Annotated in this window: 15 protein-coding genes; 12 read left to right on the top strand and 3 right to left on the bottom strand. The window is 71.3% G+C overall.

What is annotated here, in order from left to right; all coding sequences use genetic code 11:
* The first annotated feature begins 2 nt into the window (after window positions 1-2).
* Both QMK61_RS11180 and QMK61_RS11175 read left to right on the top strand, forming a co-directional pair.
* The gene (locus QMK61_RS11180) at window positions 3-1,769 is read left to right on the top strand and encodes a peptide-N4-asparagine amidase (protein WP_302072287.1); all 1,767 of its coding nucleotides are present in this window, start codon (window positions 3-5) and stop codon (window positions 1,767-1,769) included.
* A gap of 107 nt (window positions 1,770-1,876) precedes the next feature.
* A complete protein-coding gene (locus QMK61_RS11175; protein ID WP_302072286.1) occupies window positions 1,877-2,413 on the top strand; it encodes a hypothetical protein in 537 nt (178 codons plus the stop codon).
* Between the two features lie 28 nt (window positions 2,414-2,441).
* Here the strand turns inward: QMK61_RS11175 and QMK61_RS11170 are convergent, their stop codons facing one another.
* Together QMK61_RS11170 and QMK61_RS11165 are read right to left on the bottom strand one after the other, a co-directional pair.
* Complete coding sequence (locus tag QMK61_RS11170) at window positions 2,442-2,969, bottom strand: gamma carbonic anhydrase family protein (RefSeq protein ID WP_302072285.1); 528 nt, start codon at window positions 2,967-2,969, stop codon at window positions 2,442-2,444.
* A 164-nt stretch (window positions 2,970-3,133) separates the two neighbouring features.
* Window positions 3,134-4,888: a patatin-like phospholipase family protein gene (locus tag QMK61_RS11165; RefSeq protein WP_302072284.1), complete on the bottom strand. Its 1,755-nt coding sequence runs from the start codon at window positions 4,886-4,888 to the stop codon at window positions 3,134-3,136.
* 79 nt (window positions 4,889-4,967) lie between these two features.
* Here QMK61_RS11165 and QMK61_RS11160 point away from each other — a divergent pair, with 79 nt between their 5' ends.
* The 3 genes from QMK61_RS11160 to QMK61_RS11150 all read left to right on the top strand — a co-directional run bounded on the left by QMK61_RS11160 (window position 4,968) and on the right by QMK61_RS11150 (window position 8,572).
* Window positions 4,968-7,028, top strand: coding sequence for a M3 family metallopeptidase (locus QMK61_RS11160; RefSeq protein ID WP_302072283.1), 2,061 nt, complete (start codon window positions 4,968-4,970; stop codon window positions 7,026-7,028).
* A 4-nt stretch (window positions 7,029-7,032) separates the two neighbouring features.
* Window positions 7,033-7,611, top strand: coding sequence for a GNAT family N-acetyltransferase (locus tag QMK61_RS11155; protein WP_302072282.1), 579 nt, complete (start codon window positions 7,033-7,035; stop codon window positions 7,609-7,611).
* A gap of 97 nt (window positions 7,612-7,708) precedes the next feature.
* Window positions 7,709-8,572, top strand: coding sequence for a 2OG-Fe(II) oxygenase (locus QMK61_RS11150; protein ID WP_302072281.1), 864 nt, complete (start codon window positions 7,709-7,711; stop codon window positions 8,570-8,572).
* 132 nt (window positions 8,573-8,704) lie between these two features.
* Here the strand turns inward: QMK61_RS11150 and QMK61_RS11145 are convergent, their stop codons facing one another.
* Complete coding sequence (locus QMK61_RS11145) at window positions 8,705-9,727, bottom strand: class 1 fructose-bisphosphatase (RefSeq protein ID WP_302072280.1); 1,023 nt, start codon at window positions 9,725-9,727, stop codon at window positions 8,705-8,707.
* Window positions 9,728-9,928: 201 nt separating this feature from the next.
* Between QMK61_RS11145 and QMK61_RS11140 the strand changes: the two genes are divergently transcribed.
* The 7 genes from QMK61_RS11140 to QMK61_RS11110 all read left to right on the top strand — a co-directional run bounded on the left by QMK61_RS11140 (window position 9,929) and on the right by QMK61_RS11110 (window position 15,246).
* The gene (locus QMK61_RS11140) at window positions 9,929-10,534 is read left to right on the top strand and encodes a DJ-1/PfpI family protein (RefSeq protein WP_302072279.1); all 606 of its coding nucleotides are present in this window, start codon (window positions 9,929-9,931) and stop codon (window positions 10,532-10,534) included.
* A 19-nt stretch (window positions 10,535-10,553) separates the two neighbouring features.
* Window positions 10,554-10,736: a hypothetical protein gene (locus tag QMK61_RS11135; RefSeq protein WP_302072278.1), complete on the top strand. Its 183-nt coding sequence runs from the start codon at window positions 10,554-10,556 to the stop codon at window positions 10,734-10,736.
* Window positions 10,733-11,140 (top strand): GFA family protein, encoded by a 408-nt coding sequence (locus QMK61_RS11130; protein WP_302072277.1) that lies wholly within the window; start codon window positions 10,733-10,735, stop codon window positions 11,138-11,140. The genes QMK61_RS11135 and QMK61_RS11130 overlap by 4 nt, the downstream gene beginning before the upstream one ends.
* A gap of 25 nt (window positions 11,141-11,165) precedes the next feature.
* A complete protein-coding gene (locus QMK61_RS11125; RefSeq protein WP_302072276.1) occupies window positions 11,166-11,792 on the top strand; it encodes a glutathione S-transferase family protein in 627 nt (208 codons plus the stop codon).
* Window positions 11,793-11,892: 100 nt separating this feature from the next.
* Window positions 11,893-12,597 carry a YafY family protein gene (locus tag QMK61_RS11120; RefSeq protein ID WP_302072275.1) on the top strand — a complete coding sequence of 235 codons (705 nt, stop codon included), beginning with the start codon at window positions 11,893-11,895 and terminating at the stop codon, window positions 12,595-12,597.
* A gap of 387 nt (window positions 12,598-12,984) precedes the next feature.
* Window positions 12,985-14,736, top strand: coding sequence for a DUF885 family protein (locus QMK61_RS11115; RefSeq protein ID WP_302072376.1), 1,752 nt, complete (start codon window positions 12,985-12,987; stop codon window positions 14,734-14,736).
* Between the two features lie 117 nt (window positions 14,737-14,853).
* Window positions 14,854-15,246, top strand: a complete 393-nt coding sequence (locus QMK61_RS11110; protein WP_302072274.1) for an MbcA/ParS/Xre antitoxin family protein — start codon at window positions 14,854-14,856, stop codon at window positions 15,244-15,246.
* The last annotated feature ends 267 nt before the right edge of the window (window positions 15,247-15,513 follow it).

The following is a 15,513-nucleotide window of genomic DNA, read 5'->3' as shown; positions in this document are numbered from 1 at the left end:
GCATGGTGCGCATGGGGATGTTCGGCCGGGGCCTGGCGGTCGCCGGCCTGGCCTGGTTGGCCTGCAACGCTTTCGCCGCCGACGCCGGCAGTCCGGTCGGCTCGTCCAACGTGACCACCGCCGACCCGGCGGTGCCGCGCCCGCCCGGCCAGCCGTGCGTGGTGCAGCTGTTCCAGGACGACGTGTTCAACGATTTCGGCACCCGCCCCTTCAACTACGCGCCGCCCGCCGGCTGCGGCACGCGCTGGTCGAAGGTGGTGCTGGAGGCGGATTTCTCGGTCACCGCGGGACGCCAGTACGACCGCACCGGTTCGATCTGGCTGGGCGGCGTGAACCTGTACTTCGGCACCACCGAGGAACCGTCGTCGAAGGTGGCGCCGAGCTGGCACGTGGAACGCGACCTCACCGACTACAGCGCGCTGTTCCGCAACGCCGGCCAGGGCCAGGCGATCCTGTGGAACCTGGTCAACGACACCTACACCGGGGTGATCCACGGCAGCGCGAGGCTGCTGTTCTACCCGGCCTCCGCGCTGGCGCCGGCCGCGCACGCGCCCGACGCGGTGATCGCGCTGGGCAGCGACGCGGTGGGCAGCCCCGCCGAGCTTGACCACCCGGACAGCCAGCTGGCGAAGACGCTGACCCTGCCGCGCAACGTCGAGCGCGCCTACCTCGACGTGATCGCGCAGAGTCAGAGCGGCGACGAGTTCTGGTACACCTGTGTGCCCGACGCGTACGCTGGCGAAGTGCAGGAATGCGGCGGCGGCAACTTCCGCGAGGCCGAGGTGAGCATCGACGGCCAGCCCGCCGGCGTGGCGCCGGTCTATCCCTGGATCTACACCGGCGGCATCGACCCCTACCTGTGGCGGCCGGTCACCGGCGTGCAGACGCTGAACTTCACGCCCTACCGGGTCGACCTCAGCCCGTTCGCCGGCGTGCTCAGCGATGGCGCACCGCATACCGTGGCGGTGAGCGTGGCGGGCGCGAACAACTATTTCTCCGCCGCCGCCAGCCTGCTGCTCTACCTCGACCCGCACGCGACGCAGGTCACCGGCCGGGTGACGCGCAACACCCTCGCCGGCCAGGCGCCCACGCCGACCATCGGCGACACGCTGAAGACGGACGCCAGCGGCAACGTGAGCGGCGACATCACCACCAAGCTCAGCCGCCAGTTCGTGATCGAGGGCTACGCGGACACCTCGCACGGCCGCGTCCGCACCACGGTGCGGCAGACGGTGGGCTTCGCCGACACCCAGGGCTTCGTGATCGACGCCGGCACCTACCGCCAGGCCACGGACCAGCTCACCTGGGCGGACGGCACCAGTGAACGGCGCGTCGGCGGCTTCGTGCTGGGCACCGACCACCAGAGCGTGCGCTATCCGCTGCACCTGGTCTACGCGCAGACGGTCGCCGCCGACGGCAGCATCGCGGTCGCCACCACCGTGCACCAGGGCTACCGCCAACACGGCGTGCGTTCGCTGGGCGGCATCCCGCTGTACGAATCGCGCGTGGACAACACGGTGGACACCGCCGACACGCTGGATTTCGACGCCGGCGGCCACCTCACCGCCCACACCGGGCAGGGCAGCGCGCAGGCATTCGACTTCCGCGACTCGCTGGGCAGCTGCTACCGCGCGACGGTGCAGTCGAAGGACGGCGCGGTCAGCGGCTTCAGCGAAGGTCATGGCTGCCCCGGCGGCCGCAACCACGTGGCCTGGTTCGCCCGTCCCGACGGCTCGCCCACGGCCGGCGGCAGCCTGCTGGACTGGTGACCGCGCCGGGCACCCGGTCACTGCGCTGACACACGGCGTGACTACCGTGACGCAGGCGGCGCGCAGCTGTGCGCGCCGCCTGCGTTGGTTCCCTCACGGCGGGTGTCATGGTTCGCTTTCCCGGATTTGCGTCGTCGCTGCGCCTGCGCGTGGCCGTCGGCGTGCTGCTGCTCGCCGTCGTGGCCGCCGTCGCGCTGTGGCGGATGCGCCGCGCCACTCCGCCGCTGGACAGCGGCGTGGCGATCCTGCTCCGCCTGGCCGACCAGGCCCGGCGCGAACACCACCTGCTCGCCCCGGTGGGCAGCAACGTGTACGAGTTCTATTTCAGCGTGCTGCAACTCGATCCGGCCAACCGCACCGCACTCGACGGCCTGCACGAAGCCTTCGAACCCGCCTGCGCCGAGGTGGAGCGGGCGATCATCACCGGCGACCTGGACGAGGCGCAACGCGAACTGCGTCTGCTGCGCGCCTACGACGCGGGCAACTACCGTTACCTCGCCACCGGCGACGACAGCGGCGCAGGCAACTACAAGCTGGCCCTGCTCGGCGGCTACCTCGACGCGCAGCGCAGCCTGCTCAGCCACCGCCACGCGATGGAGGCGGAACTGCGCCAGGCGCGCGGGGAAGCGAAGGCCTTGCCCTGAGCGCCTGTTCAACGTCCCCCGGGCCCGCTCAGCCCGCCAGGTAGTCGTCCTTCAGCCGCACGTAGTGCGCGGCTGAGTAGCGCAGCTGCTCGACCTGGGCGTCGTCGAGCACGCGCACGCATTTCGCCGGGTTGCCCAGCCATAGCTCGCGCTCGCCCACCACCTTGCCCGGCGGGATCACCGCGCCGGCGCCGACCAGGGCAAAGCGGCCGACCACCGCGCCGTCGAGCACGCTGGCGTGCATGCCAACCAGGGCGTAGTCGCCGACGGTGCAGGCGTGCACCACCGCGGCGTGGCCCACGGTGACGCCTTCGCCGATCAGGCAGGGAAAGCCCGGTCCGTAGCGGCCGGCGTGGGCCACGTGCACCACGGCGCCGTCCTGGATGTTGCTCCCCGCACCCACGCGGATGTGGTTCACGTCGCCGCGCAGCACCGCGCCGGGCCAGACCGAGACGTCGTCGCCCAGCACCACGTCGCCGATCACCGTGGCGGCGGGGTCGACGTAGACGCGTTCGCCGAGGACGGGGGCGGTGCCCTTGTAGCTGCGAAGGTTCATCCGTTCATTCTAGCCGCGACCGGAAGCCACCCTCCTGCATGCGGACGCGGAAGGGCCATGGGTGGCCCTGCTTTGGGGAGCGAGGATGGAGGGGCGGCCATATCTTGCCTCGCCCCGGCCCTTTCCCACGAATGGGGGTTCCCCGGGGTGGCGCTGGGAAGGGGTCAGCCGCGCTGCGCTTCCAGCACCTTCACCGTCTCCCGGTAGCCCGCTTCCACCGCGCGGTCGAAATCCTGCCAGTCGAGGATGCCGATGTGTTCCAGCGGCGGCGTCACCAGCAGGTCGGCCAGGGCGCGGCAGCGTTCACTGGTTTCCTCGCTGTTGACCATCGCGGCGCGGGTCAGGGTGGAGACCAGGCCCGGCCAGCCGTGGCCGTCGCGCCGCTGCAGCAGCAGGCGCCACCACGGCGGCGTGGCGCTGGCGTCCAGCCGGGTGCGCAGGCGGCTGTCGGCGCGGATGCTCACCGCGGTGATGTGGGCGAGGCCGTCGTCGGCCATCACGTCGGTGGGCAGGTTGTCCATCAGCGCGCCGTCCACGTACACGTCGCCGTGGTGCAGCACCGGCGGCAGCAGGCCCGGGATCGCGCTGGAAGCGCGCAGCCACAGCCACAGCGGACCGCGGCGATGGACCCGGCGGGCCTCGCGGGTGAGGTCGGTGGAGACGCAGAAGAACGGCCGCGGCAGGTCTTCGATGTCGGTGGCGCCGAACACCCGGCGCAGCATCGCCGAGGCCCGCCGGCCGCGGGTCAGCGCCACCAGCGGCAGGGTCCAGTCCGACACCGGGTGGCCGTGCACGAAGGCCTCGCGGCAGGTGCGCAGCAGGGTGTCGGTATCCCATTGCAGGGCCACGCCGGCACCGATGATGGCGCCGATGCTGGTGCCGCCCACCGCGTCGTAGTGCCGGCCGGCCTCGCGCAGCGCCTTCAGCGCGCCGAGGTGGGCCAGCCCGCGCGCGCCGCCGCCGGCCAGCACCAGGCCGCGGCCATGGCCGCTGGCCAGCCGTGCCACGCGGGCCACGTCCTCGTCGCCGCAGACGTGGTGGTGCCGCAGCTCGCCGCTGAACTGCGCGCGCCAGCGCCGCGCGGCGCCGGGTAGCACCGCGGCGCCGGGATGCAGCAGGATCAGGTGGCGCGGTCGGTGCTGCGCGCGCGAAGGGTGGCCCGGGGTGGCCTCGGGCCAGGGTCGCGCCGGCTCGGCGGCATGCGCGGGCAGCAGCAGCACGTCGGCCTGGCGCAGGCAGCGCCGTCGCCACACCGGATCGCCGCGCTCGTCCAGGTAGATGGTGAAGCGCGCTTCCGCTTCGCGTTCGGCGAACCAGCCGCTGTCGTGGCCGGCGGCGGCGGCCTCGTCCACCAGCACGCAGCGGCCGTAGGGCCGCAGCGCCTGCGCCAGCCGTTCGGCCAGCGCGCGCGCCGGCACCGTGGCATCCACCGGCAGCAGGGCGAAGGTGCGCGGCTTGCCCGGCGTCTCGCCGAGTTGCCGGCGGCCGAGCAGGCGCTCCACCGCCAGCCGCGCCACGGCGAGCATGGCGCCGGGGTGGCGTTCGATCAGCGCCTCGAAGGCGGGGCGATCCAGCCGCAGCAGCTCCGAGTCGCGCAGGGCGCGCACGGCGTGGCGGTGCGGGCCGCCGCTGAGCAGGCTCATCTCGCCGACGCATTCGCCGGCGGCGACCTGGTGCAGCAGCCGGGTGGGTCCGTCGAACACGCCCAGGCTGCCGCTGCACAGCAGGTACAGCGCGTCGGCCGGTTCGCCGGGACGGAACAGCGATTGCCCGCCGGGCAGGCACAGCCAGCGCAGTTGCCGCGCCAGCGATGCCTGCTGCGCCTCGTCGAGGTGCGCGAACATGGCGGTGCGGGCGATCAGTCCGACGAGCTCGGCAGGCAGCATGGCGACGATGGTACGCCGGCGCGTGCGCGGCACGACAGCGCCCGGCCGTCACGCGCCCGTGCTTGATTTCGCCCGGCGCCGTCGCCACGCTTCCGGCTCGAAAGGAGCCTCCATGAGCCAAGACAACCCCCTGCTCGCCGACGACGCCCTGCCGGCGTTCTCGCGCATCCGCCCCGAACACGTCGGACCGGCGGTCGACGCCATCCTCGCCGACTACCGCGCCGGCATCGCCGCGCTCACCGCGCCCGGCGCGCCGCGCGACTTCGGCCATGTGATGCTGACCCAGGAGCGGCTGGAACAGCGGCTGGCGCGCGCGTGGGCGCCGGTATCGCACCTGCACTCGGTGGCCGACGGCGAGGCGCTGCGCCAGGCCTACGGGCCGGCCGAGGAAAAGCTCACCGACCACGCCATCGAGCTGGGCCAGAACCGCGACCTCTACGCCGCGGTGCAGGCGCTGGCCGACGCGGCGGACTTCGCCGCGCTGCCGCGCCCGCGACGCGCGCTGGTGGAGCACGCGCTGCGCGACTTCCGGCTGTCCGGCGTGGCGCTGGAGGAACCGGCGCGCTCGCGCTTCCGCGAGATCGGCGTGGAGCTGTCGAAGCTCTCCACCGAATTCTCCAACGCCGTGCTGGACGCCACCGACGCCTGGCACGAGCACGTCACCGACGAGCGCGACCTCGCCGGCATCCCCGAGTCCGGCCGCGCGGTGCTGCGCCAGTACGCGAAGGAGCAGGAACTGGACGGCTACCTGGTCACGCTGAAGCAGCCCAGCGTGCAGGCGGTGCTCACCTACGCCGACGACCGCGCGCTGCGCGAGCGCGTGTACTGGGCCTACCAGACCCGCGCCTCCGACCAGGGCCCGCACGCGGGCAAGTACGACAACTCCGAGCGCATCGAGCGGATCATGGCGCTGCGCCACGAAGCCGCCCGGCTGCTCGGCTTCGCCAACGCGGCGGAGGAATCGCTGGCCACCAAGATGGCCGCCTCGCCCACCGAGGTGATGGAATTCCTGCACGACCTCGCCGCGCGCGCCAGGCCGGTGGCGCAGCGCGAGCTGGCGGAGCTGCGCGAGTTCGCCCGCACCGAACTCGGCCTCGACAACCTGGAGCCCTGGGACGTCGGCTACGCCTCCGAAAAGCTGCGCCAGCGCCGCTACGCGCTGGACGAGGAACAGCTCAAGCCGTATTTCCCGCTGCCGGCGGTGATCGACGGGCTGTGGGCGATCGTGCACAAGCTCTACGGCATCACCCTCGCCCCGCGCGGGGACGTCGACGTATGGCACCCGGACGTGCGCTACTACGACGTGAAGGACGCCGACGGCTGCGTGTTCGCCGGCGCCTACGTCGACCTCTACGCGCGCAGCGGCAAGCGCGGCGGCGCCTGGATGGACGTCTGCCGCGCCCGCTTCGACGACGGCGCGCACAAACAGCTGCCGGTGGCCTTCCTCACCTGCAATTTCGCGCCGCCCACCGAGGGCCGCCCCGCGCTGCTCACGCACGACGACGTGCTCACCCTGTTCCACGAGTTCGGCCACGGCCTGCACCACCTGCTCACCGAGATCGCGCTGCCCTCGATCGGCGGCATCGACGGCGTGGAATGGGACGCGGTGGAACTGCCCAGCCAGTTCATGGAGAACTTCGGCTGGAACCGCGAGGCGCTGGACCTGTTCGCGCGCCACTGGCAGACCGGCGAACCGCTGCCGGAGGAACTGTTCCGGCGCATGCTGGACGCGCGGCATTTCCACGCCGGGCTGTTCCTGGTGCGCCAGCTGGAGTTCGCGCTGTTCGACTTCACCCTGCACCTGGGCTACGACCCCGCCCAAGGCGCGCGCCCGATGGAGGTGCTGGAAGCCGTGCGGCGCGAGGTCGCGGTGCTGCACCCGCCAGCCTGGCAGCGTTTCCCGCACGCCTTCAGCCACATCTTCGCGGGTGGCTACGCGGCGGGCTACTACAGCTACCTGTGGGCCGAACTGCTCAGCGCCGACGCCTTCGGCGCGTTCGAGGACGCGGCGAAGGAACGCGGCAGCGTGATCGACCCGGCCACCGGCGACCGCTTCCGCCGCGAGGTGCTGTCGGTGGGCGCCAGCCGACCCGCGCTGGAGAGCTTCGTGGCCTTCCGCGGCCGCCGGCCTGAGCCCGAGGCGCTGCTGCGCAGCCACGGCCTCGTCGACTGAGGCGATGACGGGCGGCGTCCAACTGCGCCCGGCCGTCGCCGGCGACGCCGACGCGGTGGTGCCGCTGCTGGTCGAGGCGCAGGACCACCTGGCGCGCGAGCTGGCCGGCGTCGACGACTGGCGCGACGCGGTGCCGCTGTTCCGCGAGCTGTTCGTGGCACGCGGCCACCGCTACAGCCACGAGCACACATACGTGCTGGAGACGGACCAGGGCATCGCCGCCGCGATCCTCGCCTACCCCGGCCGCGACGAGGCCGCGCTGGCCTCGGCCGCATTGGCGCGGGTGCGTGCGCGCCAGCCGTCCCGCTCGCTTCGCCACGTGCCGGAAAGCCGGCCGGACGAGTTCTACCTCGACGCGCTGGCGGTGACGCCGGCGCAGCGCGGGCGTGGCCATGCCGCGCGGCTGGTCGAGGCGGTCTGCGCGCAGGCGCGCGCGGCGGGACACGCGCGCGCCGGCCTGCTGGTGGACGAGGCCAAGCCCGGCGTGAAACGGCTGTACCAGCAGCTGGGCTTCGCAGTGGATGGCGAATGCCGGCTGGCCGGCCGGCGCCACCTGCACATGAGCCGCGCGCTGGCGCCATGACGGTCCTGGTCGCATTTCGGGACGGCGCCAGTTGACAACGTTGTCAAGCCCGCGCTACACCGGCGTGCCGGCATCGCCGGCCCGCATGGGGAGCGCGATGCAGACGATCACCCAGCTGACGCCGGAATGGCGCACCTGGATCCGCGACAACCTGGCGCGCGGCTGCGCCGTGCAGTCGCTGGTGGACGACATGGTGCGCAACCGCTTCGACCCCGCCTTCGCCAGCGCCGCGGTGCAGGGCATGCTCGCCGGCCTGGCGGCGCCGGCCGCCGCATCGGCGCCGCGAACGGACGGCTATGCCTACGAAACGCCGCGCCTGCCCGCCGGCAACCGCATCCGCGCCGCCGACCGCGAGGTGAAGGTGGCGCTGCGAGTGGAGCGGCCGGTGATCGCCGTGCTCGACGACGTGCTTGGCGCCGAGGAGTGCGACGAACTGGTCCGCCGTGCTGCGGCCAAGCTCAGGCGCTCCACCATCGTCGATCCGGCCACCGGCAGGCACGAGGCCATCGCCGACCGCAGCAGCGAAGGCACCTTCTTCGAGATCAACGCCGACGACTTCATCGCGCGGCTGGACCGGCGCGTCAGTGCGCTGATGGGCTTGCCGGTGGAGCACGGCGAAGGGCTGCAGGTGCTGCACTACGGCCCGGGCGGCGAGTACAAGCCGCACTTCGACTTCTTCCCGCCGAACGATCCGGGCAGCGCCTCGCAGATGACCGTCGGCGGCCAGCGCGTCTCGACCCTGGTGATGTACCTCAACGCGGTGGACGAGGGCGGCGCCACCATCTTCCCGGAACTGGGCCTGTCGGTGCTGCCGAAGAAGGGTTCGGCCGTCTATTTCGAATACGCCAACGGCCGCGGTCAGCTCGACGCTCTTACCCTGCACGGCGGCGCGCCGGTGCTACGCGGGGAAAAGTGGATCGTCACCAAGTGGATGCGCCAGCGGCGCTACGGCACCGCATGAACCATCTCCCTCTCCCCTCCGGGGAGAGGGCCGGGGTGAGGGGACACGCTCGCGACCACCTCACATACGAAGCTTTCCCGCGAGCACCCGCCCCTCACCTCGATCCTCCCCAATGGGAGAGGAAGAAATCGTTCAGCCCTGCGCCTCGTCCGCCTCGACGTGGTAGCGCGTGGCCAGCTCGATCTCCTGCCTGGAGCCCAGGAACACCGGCACGCGCTGGTGCAGCGCGGCGGGTTGCACGTCGAGGATGCGCGCGCGGCCGGTGGTGGCGGCGCCGCCGGCCTGCTCCACGATGAAGGCCATCGGGTTGGCCTCGTACATCAGGCGCAGCTTGCCGGTGCCGCCCTTGGCCGCGATCTTGGCGTCCATCGGGTAGAAGAACACGCCGCCGCGGGTGAGGATGCGGTGCACGTCGGCCACCATCGAGGCCACCCAGCGCATGTTGAAGTCCTTGCCGCGCGGGCCGTCCTTCCCGGCCAGCAGTTCGCCGACGTAGCGCTGCATCGGCGCTTCCCAGTGGCGCTGGTTCGACATGTTGATGGCGAACTCGGCGGTCTGCTCCGGGATGCGCAGGTCGCGCCGGCTCAGCACGAAGCTGCCCACTTCGCGGTCCAGCGTGAACTCGTGCGTGCCGTGGCCGAAGGTCAGCACCAGCACGGTGGCCGGCCCGTACACCACGTAGCCGGCGGCGAGCTGGGTGGTGCCCGGCTGCAGGAAGTGCTCGGCCTTCGGCTCGACCACGTCGTCGGGGCAGCGCAGCACCGAGAAGATGGTGCCCACCGATACGTTCACGTCGATGTTGGAGCTGCCGTCCAGCGGATCGAACAGCAGCAGGTGCTGGCCCTTCGGGTACATGTCGGGGATCGGCTGCGGATCTTCCATTTCCTCCGATGCGCAGGCGGCGAGGTGGCCGCCCCAGGCGTTCGCCTCCAGCAGGATCTCGTTGGAGATCACGTCCAGCTTCTTCTGCGCCTCGCCCTGCACGTTGTCGGTGCCGGCGTTGCCCAGCACGCCGCCCAGCGCGCCCTTGTTCACCGCCACCGCGATGCGCTTGCAGGCGCGCGCCACCACCTCGATCAGCAGGGACAGCTCGGCGTTGATGTGGCCGGCGCGGCGTTCCTCGATCAGGAACTGGATCAGCGAGACGGGCTTCATGTCGAATCCATGGCGGGGGAAGCGCGCATTGTCCCGGCTCCGGCCGCCCGGCGCCAGCGGCCGGGCCGCTGCTGACAGCACGCTGGCAGCAGCGGGTGCGCAGGATATGTCGCAACCGGGCAGCCCGGATCGTCGTGTTCCCGTCCACCGTCCCGGCGGCGGCACGGGCGATCCCAAGGCACCCATCACGGAGGGAGCGACATGCGCGACACGGTCTATTTCCTGGTCTTCGACGGCTTCGCCGACTGGCAGGCGGCGCTGGCGCTGTGCGAGGTGCGCCGCCCAGGCGACTGGCGGGTGCGCACGGTGGGCTTCACCCTGGCGCCGGTGGTGTCGATGGGCGGCCTTGCGGTGCGGCCCGAGCTGGCGCTGGCCGAGCTGGATTTCCGGCGCGCCGCCCTGCTGATCGTGCCCGGCGGCCACCTGTGGCAGCGCGGCGAAGGCGAGCCGGCGGTGGCGGCGCTTCGCCACCTGCATGCGGCCGGCGCGGTGGTGGCCGGCATCGACAGCGGCGTGCTGGCATTGGCCCGCGCCGGCCTGCTCGACGACCGCCGCCACACCGGCAACTGGCCCGGACACATCGCCAGCCGGGTGCCCGGCTACGCCGGCGCCGAGCAGTACGACGCCAACCTGCTGGCGGTCAGCGACGGCGGCACCATCACCGCCAGCCACCTCGGCAGCGTGGAGTTCGCGCGCGAGGTGATCCGCACGCTCGACCTGTACAGCCCCGCCGAACGCGAGGACTGGTACCGCCTGTTCAAGCACGCGCTGCCGCCCTGGGTGGCCGGCGAAGCCGAGGCGGCTTGAGGATCGGAGGAAACACCGCATGCGTCCCGCCCTGAACCGCGCCCTGATGGCGTATCGCCCGCTGTACCTCAACGGCCTGCTGCTCGACGGCCAGTACCGCTTGCCGAAACCCGCCGCCACGCCGGCGCGACCGCCGCGCCGCGGCTTGCTGGTGGCGCTCGTCGCGCTGATGCACTCCCCACGCACCGGAAGCAAACCATGAACACGAAGACCTACCACGGCAGCTGCCACTGCGGCGCGATGCGCTTCGAGGCCGACATCGATTTCGCCGAAGGCACGGGCAAGTGCAACTGCTCGTACTGCGCCAAGACGCGGTTGTGGGGCAAGCACGTCAAGCCCGAGGCCTTCCGCCTGCTCACCGACGAGGACGTGCTCGGCGCGTACCAGTTCAATACGCACAGCGTGGCACACAGGTTCTGCACGCGTTGCGGCATCCATGCCTTCACCCGCGGCGACATTCCCGAGGCAGGCGGCAAGTTCGTCACGATCAACGTGGCCTGCCTGGACGATGCCGACGTGCCGGAAATGCTGCAGGGGCCCGTGCGCTACTTCGACGGCCTGCACGACAACTGGATGAACCCGCCCGCCGAGACGCGGCACCTCTGATTCCACCCCGCCCCAGGAGCAAGCGATGAACCCGCGCCTCGTCTTCTTCCATGCCCCCAACAGCCGCTCCGGCGGCACCCGCGCGCTGCTCGAGGAGCTGGGCGCGGACTACGAGCTGCACGTGCTGGACCTCAAGGCCGGCACGCAGCGCCAGCCCGGATACCTCGCGGTCAACCCGATGGGCAAGGTGCCGGCGATCCTGCATGGCGACGCGCTGGTCACCGAACAGCCGGCGGTGTTCCTCTACCTCGCCGACCTGTTCCCGGACAGCGGCCTGGCGCCGCCGATCGGCGATCCGCTGCGCGGGCCGTACCTGCGCTGGATGGTGTTCTACGGCTCCTGCTTCGAGCCGGCGCTGGTCGACACGTCGATGCAGCGCGAGCCGGCGCCGCCCTCGACCTGCCCCTACGGCGACGTCGACACCATGCTGAAAACGCTGGCCGACCAGCTGGCGCGGGGGCCCTATCTGCTGGGCGAGCGTTTCACCGCCGTCGACGTGCTGTGGGGCGGTGCGCTGAACTGGACCACGCAGTTCGGACTGGTGCCGGAGACCCCGGCGATCCGCGCCTACATCGACCGTGTGCTCGCACGCCCGGCGATGCAGCGCGCGGCGGCGGCCGATGCGGCGCTGGCCGCCACGCAGCAGGGCTGAGCATGGACGGCTGGCGCGTCCGGTCCGCCGCGATGCGCCGGCCATCCCGCGGTGACTTCCGTCGCAGGCGCTGCGACGCGCTTCGCGGCATCATGCGCGGATGCGCCGCGCCGACCGCCTGTTCCTCATCATCCACGCCCTGCGCGGTCGCCGCACCGCGCTGCCCGCGCGCAACCTGGCGGAGACCCTCGGCGTGTCGCTGCGCACGGTCTATCGCGACGTGGCCGACCTGCAGCTCTCCGGCGTGCCGATCGAGGGCGAGGCCGGGGTGGGCTACGTGCTGCGCAAGGGCTCGGACATCCCACCCCTGATGTTCACCGCCGACGAGCTCGAATCGCTGGTGGTCGGCACGCGCTTCGTGCGCGCCTTCGCCGGCGACAAGCTGGCCGCCGGGGCGCAGGCGGCGCTGCTGAAGATCGAGGCGGTGCTGCCGCCGGACCTGCGCGAGCGCGCCGCGCGCACGCGCATCTACGCGCCGACCTGGCGCGACGAGAAAAGCACGGAGTTCGCCGCGCGCATCGACCGCCTGCATGCCGCCATCGGCGACGGCCGCGTGCTGCGGCTGGACTACCGCGACGAGGGCGGCAGTGCCAGCCTGCGCGAGATCGAGCCGCTGTGCCTGGCGTTCTGGGGCGGCAAGTGGACACTGGGCGCGTGGTGCCGGCTGCGCGCCGACTTCCGCAACTTCCGCCCCGACCGCATCGCCGCCATCGACGAGACCGGCGAGCGCTTCGCCCCGGTCCCGGGCCGCGACCTGGACGCCTACATGCGCGCCATGCGCGTTTCCTACGACGGGCTGGAGTAAGCGTCTCTCCACGTGCGGTTCGCATCGGTACCGTGCCCTTGGCTCGTCATTCCGGCGCAGGCCGGAGGCGCTTTATCAACAGACGAAGGTCTGGTCATCCAGTAGCCGTGTGGCTTGATCGAGCGTGGCCGTGACTGGATGACTCGCTGCGCTCGCCCCTTCGGGGCCGCCCTGCGGGCGTCCTGCGCACTGCGCGCTTGTCCGGCCTGCGCCGGGATGACGGTTCAGCCCAACGATCGCCCATCGAACATATGCGCATATGCAGGTATGGCCAGTTCGCAGGGCCGCCCATCCATCGGCACGGTGTGCGCGCCGCGTTCGGTGCGATCATCGGCGGGTGCACTCCGTGGAGACGATGCGATGAACCGATGGCTGGGCGGCCTGCTGATGGCGGGCCTGGTGGTCAGCGCCTGCGCGCAGGCGGGCACGGTGGACGAGCGCTTCCGCGCGATCTACCAGCAGGAATGGGCCTGGCGCACCGGCCAGGCCGGGATCAGCGCCTCCGGCGAGTCGCAGCCCGACAACGGCCGCCTCGACGACGTGGACGCGGCCAGCCAGCAGGAGCGCCTCGACTACTGGCGCGCGGTAATGCAGCGGCTCGACGCCATCGACGTGAAGCAGCTCACGCCGGAAGACCAGGTCGATTACGCGGTCTACCGCGAGCAGATCCGCAACTTCATCGCGGACCAGCAGTTCAAGCAGTGGCAGATGCCGTTCAACAGCGATTCGGCGTTCTGGAGCGACATCGGCTACGAGCTGGGCGGCAGCCGCCTGCGCACCGCAGCGGACTACCGCAGGTACCTCGCCCGGCTGGGCCAGATCCCGCACTACTTCCAGCAGCAGATCGACAACATGCGGCTGGGCCTGAAGCGCGGCTTCAGCGTGCCGCGCGCGGTGCTGGACGGCCGCGACAAGTCGATCGCCGCGGTGGCCGACCTGAAGGACCCCGCGCAGAGCAGCTTCTACCAGCCGTTCCGGCACCTGCCCTCGACCATCCCCGCGGACGAGGCGGCGCAGCTGCAGGTACAGGCCCGCCAGGCCATCGCCGGGCAGGTGATCCCGGCCTATGCGAAGCTGCTGAAGTTCTTCGACGACGAATACGTGCCGCAGGCGCGCACCACCCTCGCCGCCGAGGCGCTGCCCGACGGCAAGGCCTACTACCGCCAGCAGATCCGCGAATACACCACGCTCGACCTCTCGCCCGACCAGATCCACCGGATCGGCCTGGAGCAGGTGGCGAAGATCCACGCGCAGATGCTCGAGGTCATGAAACAGACCGGCTTCAAGGGCAGCTTCGCCGATTTCCTGCACTTCCTGCGCACCGATCCGCGGTTCTACGCCAGGACGCCGCAGGAACTGCTCGACAAGACCGCCTGGGTCGCCAAGGAAGTGGACGGCCAGATGTCGAAGTTCTTCGGCCACCTGCCGCGCGAGCGCTTCGCCATCGTGCCGGTGCCGGCCGACATCGCGCCGTACTACACCTCCGGCCGCGGCGGCGCCGGCGAATACATGGTCAACACCTACGACCTGAAGTCGCGCGCGCTGTTCAACATGCCGGCGCTGACCCTGCACGAATCCTATCCCGGCCATTCGTTGCAACTGGAGCTGGCCGACGAGAGCCGCGGCCAGCCGGCGTTCCGTCGCAACGGCTACATCTCCGCCTACGGTGAAGGCTGGGGCCTGTACTCCGAATTCCTCGGCAACGAGATGGGCATCTACAAGACGCCCTACCAGGAGTTCGGCTTCCTCACCTACCAGATGTGGCGCGCCTGCCGGCTGGTGGTGGATACCGGCATCCACCACCTGGGCTGGACCCGCCAGCAGGCGATCGACTACCTCACCGAGAACACCGCGCTGTCGACGCTGGAGATCGCCAACGAGGTGGACCGCTACATCAGCTGGCCCGGCCAGGCCGACAGCTACGAGCTGGGCTACCTCAAGATCCGCGAGCTGCGGGCCAAGGCGGAAAAGGCGCTGGGTGCGAAGTTCGACATTCGCGCCTTCCACGACACCGTGCTGTCCACCGGCTCGGTGCCGCTGCCGGTGCTGGAGCAGCGCATCGACCGCTTCATCGCCGAGGGCGGCCCGGAGCCGGACTTCGGCTGCGATTGCGCGCGGGACAGGGGCAAGGCGCAGTGACGGTCAGGCGCCGACCCGGCGCCGTCCGATGGGGGCGCGACGGGCGTGCGCCGCCGCTGGTTCGAAGTGCACATATGAAGTAACATGTCCATGAACTTCATCCATGGAGTTTGTGCCATGTCCGCCCACCAGTCGATCGCCGCGTCTCCCGCCGGTGCCTATGGCGGTCCCGCCCTGCGCGGCTTCTTCCGCCTCGCCGAGCTCTGGGGCCTGCGCATCACCGAGCAGCGCAAGCTGCTCGGCGACCCGCCCGAGTCCACGTTCTACAAGTGGAAGCGCCAGCAGGAAGGCAGCCTCGGCCGCGACACGCTGGAGCGCATCAGCTACCTGCTCGGCATCTGGAAGGACCTGCAGATCCTGTTCCCCGACCCCGCCCAGGCCGACGGCTGGCTGCGCAGGCCGAACGCGGCGCCCCTGTTCGGCGGACGCTCGGCGCTGCAGCGCATGCTGTCGGGCAACGTCGCCGACCTGTTCGTGGTGCGCCAGTACCTGGACGCGCAGCGCGGCTGAGCCGCACCGTGGCGGGGGTCGCGTTCCGCGAGACCGCCGCCTGCGATGCTTTCTCCCTTTCCCCGGACGGGCTCAGGATTTGCTCCTCCCCCTGCTCGCAGGGGGAGGCCGGGAGGGGGTAGGCGGCTTGCCGCGAGGTTGGGTGACCCCTCCCCGACCCTCCCCTGCTGTTTAGCCCGGACACATGGTGGACAGGTGTTCGGGGACATGGTGGACACATCCAGACTTTGCATCGGTCAGTTCGGAGGAGGCGGCCGATGCCTTGGC

It is taken from the genome of Fulvimonas sp. R45 (genome assembly GCF_030504985.1).
Classification (GTDB): domain Bacteria; phylum Pseudomonadota; class Gammaproteobacteria; order Xanthomonadales; family Rhodanobacteraceae; genus Rhodanobacter_A.
This window is presented reverse-complemented; position numbering and strand designations above follow the sequence as displayed.